The sequence below is a fragment of the Candidatus Pseudothioglobus sp. uisw_142 genome (assembly GCF_059512465.1).
Map to the genome: position 1 here is coordinate 833,622 of NZ_CM183452.1, position 23,338 is coordinate 856,959.

General features: G+C 38.1%; 21 protein-coding genes. 13 read left to right on the forward strand and 8 right to left on the reverse strand.

Features of this window, described 5'->3' with window-relative positions; all coding sequences use genetic code 11:
* Positions 1–15 precede the first annotated feature (15 nt).
* Complete coding sequence (locus AC5YGB_RS04290; RefSeq protein ID WP_496137972.1) at positions 16–3,060, forward strand: efflux RND transporter permease subunit; 3,045 nt, start codon at positions 16–18, stop codon at positions 3,058–3,060.
* Between the two features lie 2 nt (positions 3,061–3,062).
* Here the strand turns inward: AC5YGB_RS04290 and AC5YGB_RS04295 are convergent, their stop codons facing one another.
* Positions 3,063–3,248, reverse strand: a complete 186-nt coding sequence (locus tag AC5YGB_RS04295; protein WP_020024818.1) for a hypothetical protein — start codon at positions 3,246–3,248, stop codon at positions 3,063–3,065.
* Between the two features lie 188 nt (positions 3,249–3,436).
* Here AC5YGB_RS04295 and AC5YGB_RS04300 point away from each other — a divergent pair, with 188 nt between their 5' ends.
* A complete protein-coding gene (locus tag AC5YGB_RS04300) occupies positions 3,437–5,074 on the forward strand; it encodes a 5'-nucleotidase C-terminal domain-containing protein (protein WP_496137973.1) in 1,638 nt (545 codons plus the stop codon).
* 51 nt (positions 5,075–5,125) lie between these two features.
* Here the strand turns inward: AC5YGB_RS04300 and AC5YGB_RS04305 are convergent, their stop codons facing one another.
* Complete coding sequence (locus tag AC5YGB_RS04305) at positions 5,126–6,616, reverse strand: cryptochrome/photolyase family protein (RefSeq protein WP_496137974.1); 1,491 nt, start codon at positions 6,614–6,616, stop codon at positions 5,126–5,128.
* 140 nt (positions 6,617–6,756) lie between these two features.
* Here AC5YGB_RS04305 and AC5YGB_RS04310 point away from each other — a divergent pair, with 140 nt between their 5' ends.
* Positions 6,757–7,695 (forward strand): PfkB family carbohydrate kinase, encoded by a 939-nt coding sequence (locus tag AC5YGB_RS04310; RefSeq protein ID WP_496137975.1) that lies wholly within the window; start codon positions 6,757–6,759, stop codon positions 7,693–7,695.
* Positions 7,695–8,615 (forward strand): pseudouridine-5'-phosphate glycosidase, encoded by a 921-nt coding sequence (locus AC5YGB_RS04315; protein ID WP_496137976.1) that lies wholly within the window; start codon positions 7,695–7,697, stop codon positions 8,613–8,615. The genes AC5YGB_RS04310 and AC5YGB_RS04315 overlap by 1 nt, the downstream gene beginning before the upstream one ends.
* Here AC5YGB_RS04315 and AC5YGB_RS04320 read toward each other — a convergent pair whose 3' ends face one another.
* The gene (locus tag AC5YGB_RS04320; RefSeq protein ID WP_496137977.1) at positions 8,616–9,026 is read right to left on the reverse strand and encodes a hypothetical protein; all 411 of its coding nucleotides are present in this window, start codon (positions 9,024–9,026) and stop codon (positions 8,616–8,618) included. It abuts the gene before it with no gap.
* A gap of 114 nt (positions 9,027–9,140) precedes the next feature.
* On the opposite strand from AC5YGB_RS04320, the gene AC5YGB_RS04325 reads away from it, so the two are divergent.
* Entirely contained in the window at positions 9,141–9,332 is a 192-nt protein-coding gene (locus AC5YGB_RS04325; protein WP_020024812.1) for a hypothetical protein, read from the forward strand.
* Between the two features lie 12 nt (positions 9,333–9,344).
* Positions 9,345–10,178: a phytanoyl-CoA dioxygenase family protein gene (locus AC5YGB_RS04330; protein WP_496137978.1), complete on the forward strand. Its 834-nt coding sequence runs from the start codon at positions 9,345–9,347 to the stop codon at positions 10,176–10,178.
* Between the two features lie 13 nt (positions 10,179–10,191).
* Here AC5YGB_RS04330 and AC5YGB_RS04335 read toward each other — a convergent pair whose 3' ends face one another.
* Complete coding sequence (locus AC5YGB_RS04335) at positions 10,192–11,067, reverse strand: LysR family transcriptional regulator (RefSeq protein ID WP_020024810.1); 876 nt, start codon at positions 11,065–11,067, stop codon at positions 10,192–10,194.
* Positions 11,068–11,230: 163 nt separating this feature from the next.
* Between AC5YGB_RS04335 and AC5YGB_RS04340 the strand changes: the two genes are divergently transcribed.
* Together AC5YGB_RS04340 and AC5YGB_RS04345 are read left to right on the forward strand one after the other, a co-directional pair.
* Positions 11,231–11,383, forward strand: coding sequence for a hypothetical protein (locus AC5YGB_RS04340; protein ID WP_020026592.1), 153 nt, complete (start codon positions 11,231–11,233; stop codon positions 11,381–11,383).
* Positions 11,384–11,440: 57 nt separating this feature from the next.
* A complete protein-coding gene (locus tag AC5YGB_RS04345; RefSeq protein ID WP_496137979.1) occupies positions 11,441–11,704 on the forward strand; it encodes a hypothetical protein in 264 nt (87 codons plus the stop codon).
* 99 nt (positions 11,705–11,803) lie between these two features.
* Here AC5YGB_RS04345 and AC5YGB_RS04350 read toward each other — a convergent pair whose 3' ends face one another.
* From AC5YGB_RS04350 to AC5YGB_RS04360, 3 genes are read right to left on the reverse strand one after another with little or no spacing between them, the layout of a single operon-like run.
* Positions 11,804–13,039, reverse strand: a complete 1,236-nt coding sequence (locus AC5YGB_RS04350; protein ID WP_496137980.1) for an aminotransferase class V-fold PLP-dependent enzyme — start codon at positions 13,037–13,039, stop codon at positions 11,804–11,806.
* A 22-nt stretch (positions 13,040–13,061) separates the two neighbouring features.
* Positions 13,062–13,787 (reverse strand): class II aldolase/adducin family protein, encoded by a 726-nt coding sequence (locus tag AC5YGB_RS04355; protein WP_496137981.1) that lies wholly within the window; start codon positions 13,785–13,787, stop codon positions 13,062–13,064.
* A 49-nt stretch (positions 13,788–13,836) separates the two neighbouring features.
* Positions 13,837–14,559 (reverse strand): GntR family transcriptional regulator, encoded by a 723-nt coding sequence (locus AC5YGB_RS04360; RefSeq protein WP_020025518.1) that lies wholly within the window; start codon positions 14,557–14,559, stop codon positions 13,837–13,839.
* Between the two features lie 219 nt (positions 14,560–14,778).
* On the opposite strand from AC5YGB_RS04360, the gene AC5YGB_RS04365 reads away from it, so the two are divergent.
* The 5 genes from AC5YGB_RS04365 to pta all read left to right on the forward strand — a co-directional run bounded on the left by AC5YGB_RS04365 (position 14,779) and on the right by pta (position 21,710).
* Positions 14,779–16,266 (forward strand): tripartite tricarboxylate transporter permease, encoded by a 1,488-nt coding sequence (locus tag AC5YGB_RS04365; RefSeq protein ID WP_020024803.1) that lies wholly within the window; start codon positions 14,779–14,781, stop codon positions 16,264–16,266.
* 3 nt (positions 16,267–16,269) lie between these two features.
* Positions 16,270–16,701, forward strand: coding sequence for a tripartite tricarboxylate transporter TctB family protein (locus tag AC5YGB_RS04370; RefSeq protein ID WP_053820142.1), 432 nt, complete (start codon positions 16,270–16,272; stop codon positions 16,699–16,701).
* A 21-nt stretch (positions 16,702–16,722) separates the two neighbouring features.
* Positions 16,723–17,682 (forward strand): tripartite tricarboxylate transporter substrate binding protein, encoded by a 960-nt coding sequence (locus AC5YGB_RS04375; protein ID WP_020025515.1) that lies wholly within the window; start codon positions 16,723–16,725, stop codon positions 17,680–17,682.
* A 73-nt stretch (positions 17,683–17,755) separates the two neighbouring features.
* Positions 17,756–20,665, forward strand: coding sequence for an acylating sulfoacetaldehyde dehydrogenase (gene sauS, locus AC5YGB_RS04380; RefSeq protein ID WP_496137982.1), 2,910 nt, complete (start codon positions 17,756–17,758; stop codon positions 20,663–20,665).
* A gap of 82 nt (positions 20,666–20,747) precedes the next feature.
* A complete protein-coding gene (gene pta / locus AC5YGB_RS04385) occupies positions 20,748–21,710 on the forward strand; it encodes a phosphate acetyltransferase (protein ID WP_496137983.1) in 963 nt (320 codons plus the stop codon).
* A 2-nt stretch (positions 21,711–21,712) separates the two neighbouring features.
* Here pta and AC5YGB_RS04390 read toward each other — a convergent pair whose 3' ends face one another.
* The gene (locus AC5YGB_RS04390; RefSeq protein ID WP_496137984.1) at positions 21,713–23,332 is read right to left on the reverse strand and encodes a 4Fe-4S dicluster domain-containing protein; all 1,620 of its coding nucleotides are present in this window, start codon (positions 23,330–23,332) and stop codon (positions 21,713–21,715) included.
* Positions 23,333–23,338: the final 6 nt, after the last annotated feature.

Below are 23,338 nucleotides of genomic sequence, written 5' to 3' on the forward strand. Positions count from 1 at the left end.
AAGCGTATTTAAATTATGAATGCTTTCTTAAACTTTCTTGTTCGACAAAAAAAGTTGGCTCTCCTGTTTACTTTATCAATTGTCATACTTGGATTTATGACACTACAAAAAATACAGCGTGACACTTATCCTGTCATAGAATTTGACCGACTATCAATTAATACCTCATATCCGAGCGCCTCTCCAAGAGATGTTGAGAAGAATATTACTAATGTTATTGAGAGCAAAATAAAAGGAATTTATGGAATTAAAGAGTTAACCTCAACCTCCTCAGAGGGTTCATCTCGTATCAATATAGAAATTGATGAAGAGGTGGATGATATTCAGGAGGTAAAGGATAGTATTTCTGAAGCGGTCAATGAAATTGAAGACTTGCCTGAGGATGCAAATGATCCAAGAGTGGTTGACAGAACCAGTACGGAGTGGCCAATTCTTACAATCGTTATTGGTGGCGACAGTATCAATGTTGAGACCGCCAAAGCCATTGCAAACAATATTGAGAAAAATCTATCTTTGATTGATGGCGTTTCAAGTGTGAATGTAAGTGGGGATTCAGAAAGGGAAGTTCAAATCAGAATTAATCCAGATAAGCTCTTACAGTATCAGCTCTCTTTTGACCAGGTAAGAAGTGTCATCGCGGATCAAAATGTTCGCTCTGCTATTGGTGATAATAATCAAGGAAGGAATCAAAAAAACATAGTTATTATCTCTGAATATGAAACCATGGAGTCTTTGGAGAATGTTGTTGTAAAGTCTAGTTTTGATGGGCCAACTATTTTATTAAAAGACATTGCAACCATCGATGAGGGTGAAATCGGTTTCAACACAGTTACTCGTATTAATGGAACTAAGGGCTACATTCTTAAAGTTACAAAAACAGAAAAAGCAGACGTTATTAGAACGATTGATAAAGTAAGAGCGACTTTAGATGTTCTTAAAGAGTCTTATCCTTCAAACCTCAATTTGATTGTTACCGATGACAGATCAAAGCCGGTATCCAATCGATTAAACATTGTAATGAATAATGCTCTAGTGGGACTGGCTCTAATTATGGTAGTTTTGGGCTTATTTTTGTCTTTAAAAACTGCATTCTGGGTTGCTGTAAGCATCCCTGTGACGCTATTAGGAACCGTAGCTTTTTTGGGCTTCGCAGGTGAAACAATTAATTTAATTTCAACGATTGGAATGGTTTTAGTGCTAGGTCTGGTTGTGGATGACAGCATCATCATAGCTGAGAGTATTCACCACTTCAAAGAGAAGGGTGGTGACGTCTATCAAAATATCGTTGATGGTCTTAAAAGAGTCATCATGCCTGTTATTACAACTATTTTAACTACTGTCCTTGCCATATCAACCGTTCTATTAGTAAGCGGCACGACAGGAAAATTTATATACATATTGCCCATTACTGTCATCTGTGCACTAACGTTTTCATTACTTGAGGTAAGCATCGCCTTGCCGGCTCATATGTCTGGAAGTGAGGCTAATAAACAAAAAACATGGTTTAAACCTATCGAAAGGTGGTTTGAAAAAGCATTATTAGTAATTCTTAGGTGGCGCTTTATCATTTTGAGCCTGTTTATTGCTCTTCTTGCTTTTAGTGCTTATATAGGAACAAAAGAAATTTCTTATATCCAGTGGCCATCGAGCGGAACCAATTCAATAAATATCAGAGTGCAGACTCCTCTTGGGACTCCAGTTGAGACAACAGAGCAGTCCATCATCAAAATTGATGAGATTATTATGGATAAGGTTGGCTCAAATCTAGACTTTTTTACAAGCACAATTGGATCAAGAGGATCTAATCGAGCGGCTATTGCAATTACGTTGATTCCAGCTAATGACCGTGAAGCCACTGCCAAAGATATTATAGAAATTCTAAAGGTAGAAACAGAAGATATTGAAGGCGTTTCGAGGATTAATTTTAGGACAAATAGGGGTGGCCCTAGAGGCGCCCTTGATATTGAGTTAAGTTTAATCGGAAGCAATGACGAGCAGCGACAAGCAGCTGTCGATCAGCTTGAAATAATTCTTAATAGCTTCGAGGGTGTAAGCGACATTGATCGTGATGATGATTTAAGCAAAAATCGAATTGAAGTTTTGTTAGATTATGAGTCAATGGCAAGATTAGGTATTCAATATCAGCAGGTTTATAGTCACTTAAGGACGATCTATTCTGGCATGGATGTTTCTGATGTTGAGTTTAATAATGCTAGCTTAAACGTGAAAATGTATCTTGGTGATAGTAATTATTCTGATGATTATATTACGAAAACCTCGATCAGAAATAATCAAGGAAGAATGATTCCAATGTCTCAATTTGCAAATGTTATTGAGACTCCGGGTGATCCAAACTATAAGCATTTGAATGGTGAGCGAGTTGTTAAAGTAAGCGCTGCGGTTGAAGATTCAGTAACTACCGCACAATCTGTCTCAAAAAGAGCACTTGATGAGCTCGATTTGATTAACAATTTTCCTGAAGTTCGTGTCATAGAAGGTGGAAGCTCCTTAGAAGCAAAAGAAGCCTTGAGTGATTTTTCTTTGGCGCTTGGTTTTGCTGTATTTGGAATATATATGCTTATTTCGCTTCTTTTTAATTCATACTCTCAGCCATTATTAGTTATCCTTAGTATTCCTTTTGCTTTAATTGGTGTTGTTTGGGCTTTTTTCTTTCATTCTGAGACATTTAGCTTTTTCGTTTTGCTTGGCGTCTTGGCATTAGTAGGCGTTGTTGTAAATGACTCGTTAGTGATGATAAGCCATCTAAATTTCATTAAGAAAAATAAAGATATGGATGGTTCATCAATCGAGTGGATTGCAAAGGGAGCAAAAGACCGCCTAAGGGCAGTAATATTAACGACCCTTACAACGCTTGCAGGTGTTCTGCCTCTGATTTATGGCTTTGGAGGTAAAGATGCATTCTTACAGCCAATGGTTATGGCTCTTGGCTATGGGTTATTATTTGGAACTTTTGTGACTTTAATACTGCTTCCTTGTTTGTATTCAATTAATCTTGATGTCTCCAACTGGTTTTCGAGGTTAAAGACCAGGTTTCTTTAAATTTACTCTCCAAAAAAGTCATTTTTTCTGCCATCTGTAAAGTCTCTAGACAAGAACTTTGTTAGTCCAATAATTGACCACCAAAATGCGCCGTACAATATCACTTTAAGGCATAGCAAAATGTCCTTATAAATGAATCCTATAGCTATAAGCGTTAGAATAAATAGCGTTATGAGAAGCTTATTCATTATCTAATTATATTTAAGTTATCTTGAAAGTTTGTCAAACTTATATTCTAATTATTGTCTTAAAAATCAAAAATATTATGAGTAATCTTTTTTTTAAGCTCAGTAAAAAGGTCTACAATAATTTATTCAAATTTGAAAGAGTTTGAATAAATTTATTAATTACATACTAAACAAAAGGAGGGGTAGCGATGAAGTTATTTAAGAGATTTCATTCTATTAGATTAAGTAAAGTAAGATCAATGCCTTTAGTAATTGGTCTGAGCTGTTTTTTAACATTAGGCCTGTCTTCACAGCCTGTATTTGCTGATGGTCATAAATCATTTGAAATAACCATTCTTCATACAAATGACTTTCATGCTAGATTTAGGCCAATAAGCAAGTATGACAACAACTGTTCGGCAGAAAATAATGCCGAAGGCAAATGCTTTGGAGGCTCTGCTCGCTTAATTTCAGCGATTGAAGATGCGCGCTCTAGACATAAGAACACAATCTTGCTGGACGGTGGAGATCAATTCCAGGGAACCCTTTTCTACACCATGTATAAAGGGAAGGTAGCAGCAGAAATGATGAATAAGATGCAATACGATGGTATGGCAGTTGGTAATCATGAGTTTGATGATGGGCCAGTAACATTAAGGGCTTTTATGGATACAGTGAACTTTCCAGTATTGATGGCGAATGCTAATGTAGATCTCGAGCCTGAACTCAAAGACAAATTACAAAAGTCAACCATTATTGTTAAAGATAACCGAAAGATTGGACTTATTGGTGTCGTGACTGAGGATGTAGTTGATATTTCTAGTCCTGGCGATAACATTATCTTTACTGATGCCATTACTGCAGTTCAGGCTGAAGTCGATGCGCTAACTCAGCAAGGCGTTAATATCATTATCCTTTTATCTCACTCTTCATATGCAATTGATAAGGAGATTGCAGCTAATACAACCGGTGTTGATGTGATTGTAGGTGGACATGATAATACTTACTTGTCTAATGTTAGTGACAGGGCAAAGGGTCCTTATCCAACCGTTGTAAATGATACTCAGATTATCCAGGCTTATGCGTATGGAAAGTTTCTTGGTGAGCTTTCAGTTGTCTTTGATGACAAAGGAGAGGTTGTATCTGCAACTGGTGAGCCAATCACAATTGATAAATTAATTAGTGAAAATAGTGACGTTGTTGCTCGCCTAGATGAGCTTGAAGTGCCAATTAACGAACTCAAAGAAAGAGAGGTCGGTAGTGTCTCGAGTGAGTTAAATGGAAACAGGGCAGTTTGTAGAGTTCAGGAGTGTGATATGGGCAATATGATTGCAGATGCAATGAGGCATGCTGTAATGGATAAAGGCTATACAATAGCACTTATGAATTCAGGTGGCATTAGAGCTTCGCTTGATTCTGGTAAAGTCACTCTTGGAGAGGTTATGACGATTTTGCCCTTCCAAAATACTTTGGCAACCTTTAAGGTTACAGGGAAACAGCTGCTAACTGCTATTGAGAATGGTGTTAGTGAGGTTGAGGATGTTGCTGGAAGATTCCCTCAAGTCTCAGGAATGCGCTTTACTTTTGATGCAAGTAGACCTGCTGGAGATAGGGTGACTTCAATTGAGACTCAGGATGAGTATGGCTGGAGCAACTTAAATCTTTATGGAACCTACGGTATGGTATCAAACAACTTTATCCGTGGTGGTGGCGATGGATACAAGATATTCCGCTCTGCTTCTGATATTTATGACTTTGGTCCTGACTTAGCAGACGTGGTTGCTGACTATATTGATTCAAACCCAGGTTATTCTGGTTATACCGATGGTCGCATTAATCAAGAGTAGCTAAAAATCAATTAACTAGATGAAAAGGGCCAACACCATGTTGGTCCTTTTTTATTGAGTGTGCTCTGAGATAAAAGTTTCTGCTCTATCAAAGATTAACTCTTTGCGTTCTGGGGAAAGTCTGTCAAGAAATGTAGCCTGAAGGGAAAGTCTAGGATTAGACTGATAGAAGCTTCTATTTTTTTCGATAAAACGCCAATAGAGTCCATCAACAGTATCACACCAATCACCCCTCTTATAATTACTCATTTTTAAGAAATAATTTGATCCACAGGTATAAGGCTTAGTAGACATGAGCCCACCATCTGAATACGTTGCCATGCCAAAAACATTGGGCACCATAACCCAATCTGAAGAGTCAATATACATCTCCATGAACCAACGGTATATCTCTTTAGGGTCAATTTCACAAAGATTCATAAGGTTGCTGATTACCATAAGTCTTGGTATGTGATGATTGTAGCCATCCTGAAGTGCAGTTTTAATGGAGTCATCAAGAGGTAGAATGCCCGTTGAGGCTTCGTACCAGCTGTCAGTTAATTTGCCAGTGTGGCCCCAGTAATTGCTGTTAAGCTGGAAATCACCTTTTTCTTGATAAATACCTCGGATGAATTCTCTCCATCCCAAAACTTGCCTAATGAAGCCCTCAAGAGAGTTCATAGGAATTTGAAATTCATCAGCACTTTCAAGCAGTATTTCAAGTATATTTTTTGGTGAAAGAAGTCCAATATTCATAGATGCGCTAATACAGCTATGAAACAAAAAGTTTTGACCCTCTAACATGGCATCTTCATAGACACCAAAGTTAATCATCCTATTTCTAATAAAGTCCAAAAATTGTTTATTAGCTTCTTTGCGAGTGACAGGGAACCACGGATTATCAAGAAATCCAGGATGTTCATCAAAATGTTTATTGATGAGAGTGCAGATTTCATCGTGGTACTTAGAAAGATTTGGTTTAGGTAGCTCTGGAATGACTGTCTTTACAGGGATTTTCTTTCTATTTTCTTGATCAAAGGACCATTTACCTCCAGCAGGCTTTTGGTTTTCATCAAGCAATATATTAAATTTTTTCCTTCCTTGCTGATAAAAGTTAGCCATCCTAAATACTTTTTTATCTTTATGTAGTGAGCGAAATTCTTCTCTAGAAAAGAGGAAGTTAGGAGATTGGTGAGAGACTATCTGGATATTAGATTTATTTATACCTTCTAGAAGTTCTTTTTCAAAATCTTTGTCTTCAATTTCAAAGTGATTGATTTCCTGAATATTGTTATCAATTATGAATTTTGTAAGGTGATCTGAATATGATTGACCCTCCTGACGATCATCAAGCTGAGTGTAGTGAATTGAAATATTATGAGACTCTAATTCGTCTTTATACTCCCGCATTGAACAAAGAAAGAGGTAGAGTTTAAGTTTATGATGTTTTTCATAAGTACAAAGGTGGAAATCTTCTGACATAAAGACATCGCTGCAGCCTAGTTTTTTTAGGATTTCAGGCTCAAAAAGCTGATTACCAAGAATTACAAATACTTTGTTCATTGGTTGATAATTTTAGTTAATTCAAAATAAATTAGAATAGTAATTTATAAATCTTTTTTTGTTGGAAGTATCCATTAAAAATAATGAGATAATAACCCTATATTTAAGGAATTAACCGTTAATAACCTCTGGCAATTTGAATGCAAATAAATACAATAAAACCCTATGCTTGTGTCATCGGAGGTCTAAATATTGATCTTCAGGGCTCATCAAATTCACCCCTAGTATTTAACGATTCAAATCCAGGCGAGATTGAAATGTCGGCAGGAGGAGTCGGCAGGAATATTGCTGAAAATTTGGCGAGAATTTCAATTCCTTCTAAGATTCTTTCTTATGTGGGAGTGGATGCTCTGGGTGACTTTGTAATTAACAAGACAACGACAGCAAATGTTGATACTTCTCTATTAATTGAGCATAGTACTCTTCCAACTAGCCAATACTTATCATTGCTTGATGACAACAACGATATGTTGGTTTCTATCTCTGATATGCGAATTATTGATGAAATGTCAATTCAAGACATTAATAACTGGAAAGATACCTTAGACCATTGTGATGCAATTGTCATCGATACAAATATTCCAGTTGAAGTAATTGAGTATATTGTTGAAAAATATAACCATATACCGTTATTTTTAGATCCAGTTTCCTTTGCTAAAACCTCCAAAGTTCTTCATATTATTGGAAAATTTCATACTATTAAGCCTAATAAATTAGAGGCTGAGCTCATCTCTGGTATTTCCATCAAGGATGACAAGAGTATGTTGGATGCTGCTCAAAAAATATTTGAAAAAGGCTGTAAGCAGATTTTTATTACGCTGGGAAAGGATGGTGTTTTTTATTTTGATGGAAAGGAGTATGGACATTATTTGCATGAAGGGGTCAATGTAAAAAGTGCTAATGGTGCTGGAGATGCCTTTACCGCCGGGGTTGTTTATGGTTTTTTAAATCTTAATAGTATTAAAGAAACAGCAAAGTTTGCCTCTGCGGCTGCAGTAATTGCTTTACAAAGCAAAAATACGATAAGTGAGAACTTATCGGAGCATAATATTAAATTACTATTAAAGGACGAAATGTAATGAAATTCAGTGACTATCTTGATGTTCACCCAGATGTAGAAGAGGCAATAAAAAATGGAGAGCCAATTGTCGCACTCGAGTCGACTATTATTTCTCATGGAATGCCTTACCCTAAGAATATTGAAACTGCCATGATGGTTGAAGAGACAGTTCGATCTAACAAAGCTGTGCCAGCAACAATTGCAATTATTAATGGTAGGCTGAAGGTCGGCCTTACTCACGAAGAGATTGAGTTTTTAGCGACTAATGATGAGGTTAGAAAAGTATCTCGAAGAGATCTTGCAATCACAGTCTCTCAAAAGCACTCTGGCTCAACGACCGTTGCAGCGACAATGATCATCGCAAAGCTTGCTGAGATAGCAGTATTTGCTACTGGTGGAATTGGAGGAGTTCATAGAGGCGCTGAAAAAACATTAGATATTTCAGCTGACCTTGAAGAGCTGGCCAATACAAACGTTTGTGTAGTGTGTGCTGGCGCTAAAGCAATTCTAGACATAGGCCTCACACTTGAGTGTCTTGAAACTAAAGGCGTTCCTGTTATTGGATATAAAACGACTGAATTGCCCGCCTTTTATTCATCAGAGTCAGGCTTTGATGTTGATTATAAGATTGATTCTGCTCTTGAGATTGCTGAAATATTAAAGACTAAATGGAGCCTGGGTATTGATGGTGGGGTTCTTGTAACTAATCCTATTCCAGTTGGCTACGAGCTTGAATCAAGCATCATGAATGAGGCTATAAATCAGGCTATTATTGAGGCAGAAAAAGAACATATAGTTGGAAAAAAGATTACACCATTCCTTCTTTCAAAAGTTAGTGAAATTACTGAGGGTAAGAGCTTGGATGCCAACATTAAATTAATTCAAAATAACGCTGATTTAGCTGCCAAAATAGCGCTCCATTACTCGAAACAAGATTAGTTACTTCTCTCTAACGAAAAAATTAAACATCAATATCAGTCCAATCACGAAAAGGATTAGCATGATCAGAATACCTTGGTCAGATTTAACGTAATGATTAACAAATAACTGCGCTTTCGTTTTTAAGTTTGACTCATTATTATTAATGCCGTCATCACCATTTGAAACATCAGACTCTGGAGAGGCGAGTTTGGTTTGAATGAGTTCTTCAATTTCTTCCTGAGCCTTTTGAGTTGCCTCATTCTGCACGATGACCTCATCATCATCCAAAAAGCGAGGTGTCTCATCCTCATTAATTTGCTCAGTATTCAATGAATTAAGGGGTAACTGTTGATCCCTATCATCACCACCTGCATAGGCTAAAGTGTGAATCCCTAGTAAAAGAATTGAGATTAATAAAGCATTTTTCATAAGTAATATAATGATATACCTTTACTGAAAAATTATCACGCTATCTGATTTAGATATTGGAGAAATATTGGTCTAATTCTGTTACTATATTAATACATTAATCGGAGAATACTTATGGCAACTTATGAATGTGATAATTGTGGAATGGGTGTAAATGCGACCTGCGCTAAGTGTGATGAACCTCTCAAGGATGATTCACTCAAACTTGATGATGGAAGTTCAGTCCAAATCTCAAAATGTCCAAATGGCCACGGGAAAATCAAATCGCCAATGTGTTGTGGAAGTGACATGCGCTGCGCTATTTAAAATTTATTCAATATGAGTAGACTTCTTAAGGCTGATCAGATTGATCAGTATAAGAAAGATGGCGCCGTCTTAATTAAAGGAAAGTTCGATAGAGCCTGGATTGAAAAGCTCAGAAAGGGTATTTCTAAGGATTTTCAAAACCCTAGCCCACGATTTGTTAGACACACCAAGGATAATGACGCGCCTGGTTACTTCGAAGATTTTTGGACTTGGGATCTTTTTGATGAGTTCACAGACTTCGTTCACAAGTCTCCAACAGCTCAAATTGCCTCAGAGCTGATGGGTGCAAGTCAAGTCAATCTAGTCATGGATAATTGGTTTCTTAGGGAAGCAGGATCTAAATCTGGGGCACCATTTCATCATGACATTTCATACTTTGACTTTGAAGGCTCGATGTGTGTTTTATGGCTTCCACTTGAGCCAGTCCCAAAAGAGGAGGCAATTGCGTGGATTAAAGGTTCACACCTTTGGAATAAGCTTTATATTCGTACTCGATTTCAAGAGGGACATCCCGATGATGGAAAAGCTGGAGTGGTTAATGGAAAAAGCTACGACATCACCCCTGATATTCTTAATAACAAAGAGGACTATGAATTCCTTCAGTGGGACTTAGAAGTTGGTGATTGTGTTTTTTTTGATATTCGAACACTGCACGGAAGCTTAAGCCAGTCTATACCAAAGAGCACTATACATCGATATACTCTTAGAATGGCTAAAGAAGGCTCTAAGATTGAATATCGAGGGGATTGGGCCCAAGCTGAAAGAACCATAATGGAGTCGAATGGCTATAAAAATGGAGACGATTTATCTGGAAAAATGTTTCCAACCTTATATCAAGAAGTTTAGTTTTTTGATTGTTTTAGTCTTTAAAGGTATCTCTTAAATAATCAACCATCACTTTGACCTTTGTTGGGGTAAACCTTCGAGACAATCTAACGGCATATAGTGTTTCAGGTTTAACTTGATTGTCGATTATTGTTACTAATTTTCCATTTTTTAAATCGTCTTCAATCAAGAATAATGGAAGTGCAGTAATACCAAAACCATTAATTGCAGCCTCCCTTATGACATCACCATTGTTTGCCACAAAGCCAATTCGAGGATCAGAGTTTGAACCAAGTCGAGTTTTAAGGTTATTAGATGCTAAGCTATATCCAAGAAAATTATACTTTTGAATATCATTTATAGATTTAGGTTTGCCATGTTTATTGATATAGTCTGGTGAGGCACAAATTACAATGGGAATTGAGCACAAGGGAGTTGCAATAAGGGATGAATCCTTAATATTTTGAGTAACTCGAAGCGCTATATCTATTCCTTCAGCTTGAAGATCAGTCTGGCTGTCTTCTAGTTTCAAGTTGATGATTATATTTGGATGGCTCTTCATGAATGATGGTAGTACTGGAGATAAGTGTTTTATACCAAAACTAAGTGGAGCGGCAATTCGTAATTCACCCTTTGCTTCTGCTTTACCTTCCCCAATCCTTTCTTCTGAGATCTCTACGCTTTCTAAGATATTTTTAACATCATCAAGATATTGCTCACCAGCTTCTGTTAGATTTATATTTCTAGTCGTACGATTCAGTAATCTAACACCTAAAGCTGATTCTAGGGTGCTTATGCGACGACTCACAGTTGCAGCGCTTGTGCTCAATCTGTCGGCAGCTAGGTTAAAGCTTCCGGCTTCAACAACAGCCTGATAAGTTTCTAATTCGATTAAAGAGTATTGTTTCATAATATGTAATAGTAATTTGTTTAATAGTGACTTTATTGCAAATTATAAATGATTATAATTTTATTTCAATGACTAAACGCTAATAATCTGCAGAGGCGTTATTTAATCAGTCGCCAGCACTGAAGTCAAAAGCTGGCAATAATCTAACAATTCAAAGGAAAAAATGATGGATAACGTTAAAAAAGAAAATGGTACATGTGGTTGCGGTAGATCACCTACTGGAGATTGTATTGGATGGCATATGTTAACTGAAGAAGAGTATGCGGCAAAAACTGATGCTGACAAAGCGGCGATGTTTGAAAAAAGTGAAAATTAAAGTCTTTTCACAGGCAGCTCCTGTTCAAGGAGCTGCTATTCAAAATAAAGGAGAAAAATGATAGTAATATCAAATTTTGAAGTTACTAAAGGTTACAAGGTCTGGAAGAAAGCATTCGAATCTAATGAGGCTATGAGACAAAAAAATAATGTTAAAGTTATAGCCTATGGCCATGAAAAGGGCAACGAAAGTAATGTATATACAGTTGTCGAAATGAATTCAATCGAGGATAAGAAATTAAAAGAGCCTAATATGATTGAAAGTAGAGAGAATGCTGGCGTTAATCACGCTTCGTTAAAAATCACATCACTGGCTGAATAAAGGCGCTAATCAATAATAACACGGCTCTCTTTATAACAAAACTTATATACAAAAAATTGAAATGGCAAAGCAAGCAATCGCTTCATCCACAACAGAGATCTAAATCTGTTTTAAAGCTTTAATTAGATTACTGACATCATCATGAGTGTTGTAGTGAACCATGCTGGTTCTTACCACACCATCATCCACATCTATGCCAAGGGACATTAGACATCTCCAGGCATAGAAATTATCATTCCTTGTTGCAATCCCATGCTTTACAAGCTCACTACTTAAATCTTTGGATGACTTGTTTTTCATGGTAAAGGCAATTGTTGGTGCTCTGTCTTTGTCAGTGATTGTTTTCTTGCCGATGAGTCTTATGTCACTTCTATTACTCAAATAATCAAGAAGTGGATTTGCAATCTCCTTTTCATGTTCTGCAATTAATTCATTTAACTTATGAATTTTCTCTCTAATAGGAAGGTTTTCACCAGGGTAGTGGTGCTCAAAGAGGTTCATAAAGTATTCATAAACTCCAACTAAGCATGAGAGCTCTTCATGGTTTGGGCCACCCGGATTAAGAGTGTAGGGCACATCACCCTCTAAAAACTCATGATTTTGATTAGGTAGTTGATTAAGAATCTCTTTTTTTCCATACAAAAGACCTAAATGAGGTCCATACGTCTTATAAAGACTAAAAGCATAAAAATCAACGTCTAGGCTCTTTACATCTGGGAATCCATGGGGAGCATAAGAGACACCATCTCCAACAATGTATGCATCGTATTGATGGACAAGCTCAGCAATCGATTTTAGGTCGTTGATAGATCCAACAATATTTGAGCAGTGAGTAACAGCAACAATTTTTGTTTTTTCAGATAAAAGTGCTTTTAAGTCATCTATTTCAAGTTCAGCAGTATCATTATTGATTTGCCACTCCTTGACTATCATTCCATGATCAGCAAGCCTTCTCCAGGCGCCTACATTTGCTTCATGGTCCTGGTTAGTAACAATCACTTCATCACCTGGCTTTAAAAGGCTTTTTATAGCATTCGAGAGAACATACATGTTCATTGTGGTTGAGCCACCAATTATGATTTCATCATTATCAGCATTAATCATCTCAGCAAAAAAATTGGTCGCCTTATCCATGTTATCGCCGGCTATAGCTGAGGTATCAAACTCTGCGTAAGGCTGAACCTTAGTAGAGGTCATGAAGTGATTTAAGCGTTCAATCACATTTGATGGGACATAACTACCACCTGCATTCTCAAAGAACGACCATTTAGAGCTTAGCGGGTCACTAAAAGCTGGGAATTGTTCTCTTACATAATCAGTGTCAAGTTTTGGCATGATATCTCCTTTATTAGGTAGTTTAGTTTTTGTAATCTGGCTCTTCTTTATCTAGGATCCGCTTTAAGGCTTCAAAGTGCATTTCAGAAGCGTCATAATCTATCCACTGCTGAGCAGTCTTTTTAGCAACTTTATGGCCTACAACATGAAGTTTTTTGCCTGTTTGGTATGCTCCAATTAGAGTTTGGCATGATCTCTCGTAGTAATACAATTCATCAAAGGCACTTGCTACCGTTTTAGCAGCAGTCAAAACGCCATGGTTACCCATTAGCAGAACTGGATTATTCCCCAAAAGAGTGCTCAATCTTTCTGCCTCTTTACCTAGCCCCATTCCGCTAAAGTCCCTGTCTATTGAAATCCTCTCATAGAAACGCATTGTATTTTGATCAATAGGCTTCATCTCTTTGTCATCAAGAGAGGATAAGATGGTGGCATATTTTGGATGGACATGAAGAATGCATCTAGCTTGGGGATTTTTACGATGTAGGGCGCTGTGAATAGCCCAAGCGGTTGGGTCGGGTGCATTAGGCTGTGACATCGTTTCTGTGTCATTCGCGTCAATTAGAATTAAGTCGCTCGCACAAATCTCTGAAAAATGCATACCAATTGGGTTTAAAAGGAACTTGGACCCACTCTCATTAACCGCTAAACTGAAATGATTGGCGACTGCCTCATGCATATTCAGCCTTGCAGTCCACCTAAAAGCGGCGGCTAGATCTTCGCGTTCTTGATTATATTGAGTATTCATATTCACTAAGTTTAACCTCTACAATTAACGAAGGCAAAATAAATATGAACTAGGCGTCAGGATTTCCGATGGTGGTTGTGTAGCTAAACATATCAGCCCTTCCCGTTGTAATTCTAAATTCAACTAAGCCTTTACCTTTTGCGTAAGAATGTCTATTTAAGATTACAACAGGATCACCCTTATTGATATGAAGTTTTTCAGCAATCTCAGCGTTCGTAATACCTGCTGTTAAAACCTCCTGAGAAGAAGTGATTTGAGTGTTAAACTGTTTAAAGATGACAGCATACAAGAGATCTGGTATATGAACTGAAGGGTCTTGAAGGCCTTCTACAACTTCAGCAACCCACCATGATTTTTCAACAATGATTGGGCTTTTTTTATCAATGTATCCAAGTCTTTCAAGATATATAACATCATCACCTTGATTAATTCCTAGTTGAAAAGCAATTTCCGCAGAAGCTTTCTCTTTGAGCCTAATGGGTGTTGTTTTGTATATACGAATAGAAGAGCCGTCTTGTTTTCCATAGCTAAAGAAATTAAAGATACTATTGTCAAAACCATGATCAGATACATAGGTGCCTTTACCATGGTGCCTATAGAGCACTTTTCTATTTTCAAGTTTATCAATAGCCTTTCTAACGGTTCCAATACTCACATTAAGCTTTTTTGAGAGTTGTGATTCTGAAGGAATTAAATCTCCAATAATAAGCTCACCACTATTAATTTGATTGTTGATAAGGTCGATTACTTTTTGATAGAGTTTTTGTGTCATAAATCTTTTGGATTTAGCTATTAGGTATTTATTTTAAATATTATTTTGTTTAAGTAAGTATTGATTTAGCAAGTGCTTAATCAAAATGTAACTTATTTTTTTCCGATAGGTAAATTTTATTTATTGACAATTAAATAATGCAAGTGTAGCATGCTTTACTCATATACATGAGTTTTTATATTCATATATATGAATTAATATTAGTGAGCAGGGGTCACAATGGAATTTTTAAACTATTTTGATAACGTATTTACCGTTTATCATATCGCGCTTCTCGTTGGCGGGACATTTGCAGGGATAATACTAGGGGCACTTCCTGGGCTGAGCCCAACGATGTCAGTCGCACTCCTGATTCCTTTTACTTTTCATATGAAGCCTGAAAGTGGCTTGATACTGCTTGGCGCTATGTATACCGCAACAGTTGCTGGCGGCGCTATTAGTGCAATTCTTGTCAACGTGCCCGGTGCACCAGCCAATATTGCAACAGCAATGGATGGCCACAAAATGGCACAAAGTGGTAAAGCCAAAGATGCACTTCACTACTGTTTCATGAGTTCCTTTGTTGGCGGTATATTTGGCGTTCTAATTCTGATTTTCTTCACTCCACCCTTGGCAGCACTTTCACTCAAATTTATGTCAACTGAACTCTTCTGGGTTGCGATTTTGGGAATTACAATAATAGCAACCTTAGACTCTAAGTCCGTTATCAAAGGTTTGATGTCAGGTCTATTTGGACTCATGCTTGCAACCATTGGTGAGCACCCAACCAGTGCGATGGAGCGCTTCGTATTTACTGATCATTTGGAAGGCGGTGTTCATATTGTTGTTGGCCTTATTGGACTTTTTGCGATGCCCCAAGTCTGGAATCTTTTAGAGAATTTTTATGGCAAGAAGAATGAAGTGTTTTCAGCAACGGGGGACTCAACACTGATGCAATCATTTAGACTTGTTTCTAGCAAAGTCAAGGCATTATCAGTTGGCTCTTTGATTGGATCAATCATTGGAATTATTCCTGGAGCAGGCGGTCAAATAGCAGGCATCGTTGCCTACGACCAGTCTAAAAAAATTAGCTCTAACCGAGCGAACTATGGAAAGGGTGAGCCTGAAGCGATTATTGCAGCTGAGAGTGCTAATAACTCAATGGTTGGGCCTTCTTTAATACCACTTTTAACGCTCAGTATTCCTGGAAGTCCTACGGCTGCTGTCTTACTGGGTGGGTTGCTAATTCATGGAATTTTTCCAGGTCATGATATCTTTACTAAAAACACTGAAGTGGTTTGGACCTTTATTGACTCTCTCATCATTGCTCAAGTTTTGATGCTCATTATTGGACTCTTTTTGAGTCGCCATAGTAAATGGATTATGAAGGTTCCAGATAACTATATGGCTGCAGGCATTTTGTTGCTTGCTGTTTTTGGAACCTACAGCATTCAAAATGATTACTCTGATGTGCTCATTATGTTTACGCTAGGTACTTTAATGTACTTTGGAAGTAAAGCTGGTTTTAGCCCAGTTCCAGTCGTTTTAGGTTTGATTTTAGGAACAATGACAGAAGAAAAATTCCTTCTTGGAAATATGATTGGTAATGCAAAGGGTAGCTCTTTTCAGCACTTTACCTCTGGAACAATCAACATTGTGTTAATTACCTTATGCTTTGTTTCTATCGCATATGGTATTTACTCAAGCCGAAAATCTAAACAGAGCTAATATATGAACAAACAAATCAAAATTTCTACTGTCCTTGTTACTCTCGTAAGTGCATTTCTGGTTTATGCTTCATTTGTTCTTGGGAACTCGGAAGACTATCTATTCCCAAGACTCATTTCATCGATGATTGCAGTGTTATCTCTGATGCTGTGGTTTGAGAAAGGGGATGCCGACAAATCCACTAATTTCAAAGACTTAATGCCTGGCATTGCGATTGCCACAGCATTTATCTTATTACTCAAAATACTAGGCTTTTATTTGGCCTCAATGATCGTATTCTTTTCGCTTGTGATGTATTACAGCAAGCCTTCAGAATCAAAAGACTTTTGGCGTGTGTTGCTCATAAAACTGGGTATCACTATTGTGTTCACTATGACGCTTTATGGGTTATTTACACTACTTTTACAGGTTCGCACTCCAGAAGGTTTGTTTTAATAATAAAAAAAAGGAGAAGTAATGAAAATTATAAATATAACAAAAGTAGCCCTGCTTGCTATAGCATCATTGATGCTAATGCCAGCTCAGGCTGACTACCCTGATAAGCCTATTGGCGTCATGGTAGCTTATGGCCCTGGTGGTGCCACAGACTTCCAAGCTAGAATCGCAACACTTGCGTCTGGCAAAGAGGATCTTATTGGTCAGCCGATCTATATTCTTAATAAGCCTGGTGCTGGTGGTAGAAAGGGTTGGAACTGGTTTGCCAGTGAAGCCTCACAGGATGGATATATGCTAGGTGCATATAATGTCCCTCACTTTATAGCTCAGTCAATTGTATTTGATACAAAATACAATATTAACAACCTAGAGCCAATCGGAAACTGGGGTGCAGATCCTGCGGTATTAATTGTTGGCAAGGACAGCCCATTCAATACAGTTGGAGAGCTATTAGCTCACGCAGAAGCAAATCCTGGTGCTGTCACAATAAGCGGTGCTGGAAAGTTTGTTGGTCACCATATTGCATTTTTGCAGTTTGCTAAGGCTTCAGGTGCTAACTTAACTTATATCCCAGCTTCGGGTGGTGTAGACGCATTAAGAATGGTCAAGGCTGGAGAAACAGTAGCTGGATTTAATAACCTTTCTGACTCGGCTAGAAGTGCAGCTGATCTTAAGATATTAGCAGTTGCAGACCTATCAAGACATGAGTACTTGCCTGACGTACCTACACTTCAGGAGAGCGGTGTTGACGTTGATGATTCAAGTGTTAACTTCCGTGGATTGATGGTTCCAGCAGGAACTCCACAGGATGTTATTGACTATCTTGCAAGTAAAGTGCCAAATATGTTTGGTGAAAAGAAGACTGTAGGAAAAATGAAGTCAACTAACTCGCCTGCAAGAATAATGAATAGAGATGAGGTTATAAGCATGTGGAATGAAAGACAGGCTTATTTAACAGATCTTTTAGCTGGTCTTCAATAAAGTAAAATCTATTGAAAATTAATTTTGCTAGGGAGTTTTGCTCCCTAGCAAATCTTATTAACAATAATTCAAAATGACGATCCAACACAACACATTAATTGAAAAGCTAGTCGCTAATGCGAAAAAAGCTCAAGAAACAATCAATAACTACTCCCAAGAGCAAGTTGATGAATTAATATTAGCGGTAGCCTGGGAGATTATTCAGCCAGAAAATAACCAAGAACTCTCCGAGATGGCAGTTAAAGATACGGGTCTTGGAAATATTGAAGATAAAAAACGCAAAAATCGACGTAAAACACTGGGACTTTTAAGAGATTTAAAGGGCGTTAAGACGGTTGGCATTATTGATCAAAATGTTCAAAAAGGCATCATTGAAATAGCAAGGCCTGTTGGCGTTATTGGGGCAGTTGTGCCCTCTACAAACCCAGTTGCAACTCCCCTTAATAAAGTCATCAATGCTTTAAAGTGTAGAAATGCAATTATTCTTGCGCCATCACCAAAAGGTGCTAAAGTTTGTACGCGTGTTGTCGAGCTTATCCAAATAGCACTTACTCGAACTGGAGCTCCAAAAAACATTGTTCAGTCGCTGCCTGAGCCGATCAGCAAGGAAGACACCAATGAGCTATCTAGACTTGTAGATTTAATTGTCGCAACAGGTTCTCAAAACAATATTCAAAGGGCTCTTCAGAGTGGGACTCCAACGCTTGGAGTAGGAGTTGGCAATGTCCCCTCCATTATTGATGAGAGCGCTAATCTTAATGATGCGTCTCACAAAATTATGACTTCAAAAACGTTTGATAATGCAACTAGCTGCTCCTCTGAGAATAGCATCATAGTTCTAAAGAGTGTTTATGAAGAACTAATTAAATCTCTAGAGGAAGAGGGTGGCTCCCTCTTAGACATCCAAGAGAAAAAAATACTCCAGCAAGGTATGTGGAGTGAAAATGGCATTATCAATAGAGACATCATAGCTAAGAAGTCAAACGAAATAGCTACACTTGTTGGCCTTAAAGGTAAGCATTTGAGCTCAAAATTCCTCATGGTAGAGGAGCAAAATGTAGGTCTAGACTTTCCATTTTCAATGGAAAAGCTGTCCCCTGTTTTGGCAGTATATAAAGCAAAAGACTTTAGTCATGCAGTTAAAATTGCAACACTGATTTTAAAAAATCAAGGTAAAGGACACTCGTGCGGCATTCATAGCCAAAACGAAGACAACATAGAAAGGCTTGGAATGGAGCTTCCAGTGTGCAGAGTTATTGTAAACCAAGCTCACTGCTTTGCGACTGGCGGTAATTTTGATAATGGACTTCCATTTTCTTTATCAATGGGCTGCGGAACCTGGGGCAACAATGTCACTGATGAAAATTTAAATTACAAGCACTATCTAAACATTACCAAAATTGTCAAAACTATTGAACCTGATGAGCCATCTGAAAAAGATATTTTCTCGGATTACTGGGAAAAGTACTCCTTGAAAAGCTCAACAGTGACAAAGTTAGTTGATCAGTATGCTTCTGATACACCTGAGAAAAATTTCCTAATTGATGCAGATCTAAATCTTCACGTGTCATACAGTCAGCTTCAAAAAGATATACTCGCTTTAGGCGCTTTCTTTAAAGCAAACAGCATTCATTCAAATGACAAGGTTGGATTTATGCTTGATAATGGTTACGCCTCAACGCTGCTTTTTGTTGGTGCAATGTACCATGGCGTTGTCATCGTTCCTTTGAACGTCTTAGCAGGCTCTAAACAAATTAAATATACAATTGATCACTCAGAGTGCAAAATCATCTTTGCATCAAGCTTCTACACTGATAAGTTCAAAGACATTTTGAGTGCTTCAGATGTAAGTGTTGTAGAGTATAGTCAAATTGATAGTCTAAAGATTGCTGATAAAGATTCATTAGATGAGGCAATGACCTTAACTCATCCAGATACACCAGCAGTTTTAATTTATACATCTGGGACAACAGGCGTTCCAAAAGGCGCTCTTTTATCTCATAAAAATGTAATTGCTGGGGGCAGGAACACGGTCATCGCTCACGAGATCAGTTCGAGTGATATTTCGTTCTGCGTATTACCGCTCTATCATATTAATGCTGAAATGGTATCCATTGCAAGTGCGCTAGTTAGTAATAGCTGCGTGGTGACGGTTGGCAAGTTCAGCGTTAAGAATTTTTGGCAAATAATTGAAAAATATGAATGCAGCTGGTTTAGTGTTGTTCCAACAATTATTAATTACTTACTAAATGATAATTTTAATGTCAAATCATTAGAACTGAAAAATTTGCGCTTTGGTCGCTCTGCTTCAGCACCTCTTTCACCAGAGGTTCACAAGAAGTTTGAAAAAACGTTTGGCGTGAAGATTATTGAAACGATGGGACTAACTGAGACAGCCGCTCAAATACTGTCCAACCCACCTACCAATGGAAAGCATGGCTCTGCTGGAAAAGCTTACGGCAATGAAGTCAGAGTCATAGCAGATAACGGTAGTTACCTTTCTCATGGAAATACAGGAGAGTTAGTCATTAAAGGTGACAACGTTTTATTAGAATATTTTAAGAATGAAGAGGCAACTTCTGGAGCCTTCAATGAGGATGGCTATTTTTTAACAGGCGACCTTGGTGTTGAAGATGAAGATGGGTTCTTCTTCATAACAGGAAGAAAGAAAGAGCTTATCATAAAGGGTGGTGAAAACATCTCACCAAGAGAGATTGATGATACTTTATACAAGCATAACGCTGTATTAGAAGCGTGCACCTTTGGGATTGAGGATGACAACTATGGTGAAGAAATATCTGCCTGTGTCTTTTTAAAGGACGATCTTGTTGCCAATGAAAAGGAACTTCTTGACCTATGCAAGGCTGACCTTGGCGAATATAAAACTCCCAGACAGATTATTTTTGTAGATGAGCCTTTACCCAAAGGTCCTTCAGGAAAAATTCAAAGACTTAAAATTGCAAGTCAATACAGCAGGGCTTAAATTAGAATTGAGTTTAATTCTCAAGATATAAAAAATTTACCATTTTCGGGTAAACTATGTCTATCCTTAAAGAGACTCATTTATGCCATTACTTGATGATTTAACCAGCAAGGCTAAAAGCAAATATCCTCGAATTTTATTACCTGAATCGACTGACTCCAGAATCATAGCGGCAGCCAAGTCAATTAAAGATCAAAAAATAGCTCAAATAGTCCTTTTTGATGAAGAGCCTGCATCTTCTTTGGGGCTTGAGTCAATCAACCCAAAAAACGAAGATTTGAAAGCACAATATGCGCAGACATTATTTGAGCTACGAAAACATAAAGGTGTGACAGTCGAATCAGCATTAGAGATGCTTTCAAATAAAAGTGTCTTTGCTATGATGGCTCTTCAAAGGGGGGATGTTGATGGGGTTGTTACTGGCGCAATAACGCCGAGCCAAGAAGTCCTGAGTAACGCACTGAGGATTGTTGGGGTTGCAGAGGGAAGTAAGCTCGTATCCAGCTTGTTCTTAATGGTTTTTGACGATAATCATAGTATGTATGGCGGCAACTTGATTTTTTCTGACTGCGCAATGAATATTAATCCAAATTCTGAAGAGTTGGCTGAGATTGCTAAAAGCGCTTACGAGACGGCGCAATCTTTTCTAACACAGAGCCCTAAACTCGCTATGCTTTCATTTTCTACTAATCAGAGTGCTAAGCATGCTGAGGTGGATAAGGTAAGAGAGGCAACTGAGCTTCTAAGATCATCACTTCCAGGTATTAACGTTATCGGTAATGTTCAGCTGGATGCTGCACTAGATCCAGACGTATTAAAAATCAAAGATTCAGATTCCTCTTTCTTGCCACCTGCCAATGTGTTTATCTTCCCGAATCTGGATGCTGGGAATATAGGCTATAAATTAGTCCAGCGATTCTCTGGCGCTAGAGCGATTGGCCCAATCCTTCAAGGGCTCTCAAAGCCAGTCAATGACTTATCTAGAGGTTGTAGCGTTGATGAAATCATTAATACGGTGGTTGTAACAGCAAATCAGTGTAAGTAGCTCTACATTCCTATGTAGTTTGGTCCGCCTCCGCCTTCTGGCGGTACCCAGTTAATGTTTTGTGATGGATCTTTTATGTCACAGGTCTTACAGTGAAGACAGTTTTGTGCGTTGATTTGAAAATAGTCCTCACCTTCTTTGTCAACAATCTCATAGACGCCAGCAGGGCAGTACCTTTGTGCTGGTTCATCAAACAGCTCTTTATTACGATTCAACGGGATAGAAGGGTCAGTTAATTTAAGATGAACGGGCTGATCTTCCTCGTGATTTGTACCTGAGAGAAATAGTGATGAAGTGATATCAAAACTTAAAACATTGTCTGGGGCAGGGTACTCTTTGGAATAGAGTGGATTATTTAAGTTTAGCGAGTCGCAATCCCTTTGCTCATCTTTGATAGTGATTGGCAATGAATTTCTAAAGATATTTGACTCTATAAAGTTATAGGCAGCGCCTATATAAAAGCCAAACTTGTGCATTGCTGCACTGAAGTTACGTGACTTGTAAAGCTCATTATAGAGTGCACTACTTTTAAATAAATCATCAAACTCACATATCTCTTCTGAAAGTATTTTGTTAATATATTCAGCAGCTAAAATGCCTGACTGAAGCGCGCAATGGCTTCCCTTAATCTTACTTGGATTAAGAGTCCCAGCGTCACAACCAATAATCATGCCACCATTAAAGTCCATCTTCACAAGTGAATTTATACCGCCTTTAGTGATCGCTCTAGCGCCGTATGAAACACGTTTACCTGACTCTAAAAATTGCTTAATTTTTGGATGTTTTTTAAACTGTTGAAATTCTTGGAAAGGGCTGTGACTTGGATTAGTATAGTTGAGGTCAACAATCAGACCTACAGCAATACGATTGTTATCAAAATGGTAAAGGAAGCCGCCTCCGGTTGTTCCTTCGTTGAGTGGCCAGCCCATAGTGTGCACTACATCTCCAGCGCTATACTGGTCGTTCTCAACTTCCCAGACCTCTTTAAATCCAATTGCAAAGTGTTGCGGCGTTTTGCCTTCATCAAGATTGAACTCTTTGATAAGCTGCTTACCTAGGTGACCCCGTGCGCCTTCAGCAAAAATGGTCTGTTTTGCAAGAATGTCCATTCCAGGTGTGAAGGTACCTTTTTGGTTGCCTTCTTTATCAATCCCCATGTCACCGGTTGAAATACCAATAACTCTTCCACTTTCATCTTTAATGTAGCTTTGAGCTGGAAAGCCTGGAAAGATATCTACACCAAGCTCCATCGCCTTTTCAGAGATCCATTGACAGAGTTCACCCAAAGAAATAATGTAGTTGCCCTTATTATGAAGACTCTTTGGCATTAACCAAGAGGGCACTTTGATACTTTTGTTCTCGCCTGTTAGCCAGAACAGCTCATCTTTGGCAACCTTGGTTTTGAGTGTTGGACAATCTTTAGCAGCTTCAGGAAACAAGTCAAAGAGCGTTTTGGGCTCAAAAACTGCACCTGAGAGAATATGGGAGCCTATTTCAGAGCCTTTTTCTAGGAGACAGACTGAGAGGTTTGGATTGAGCTGTTTGAGTTTGCAAGCGGAAGCGAGCCCTGATGGACCGCCACCCACTATTACAACATCATATTCAATCGATTCTCTATCCATTAATTA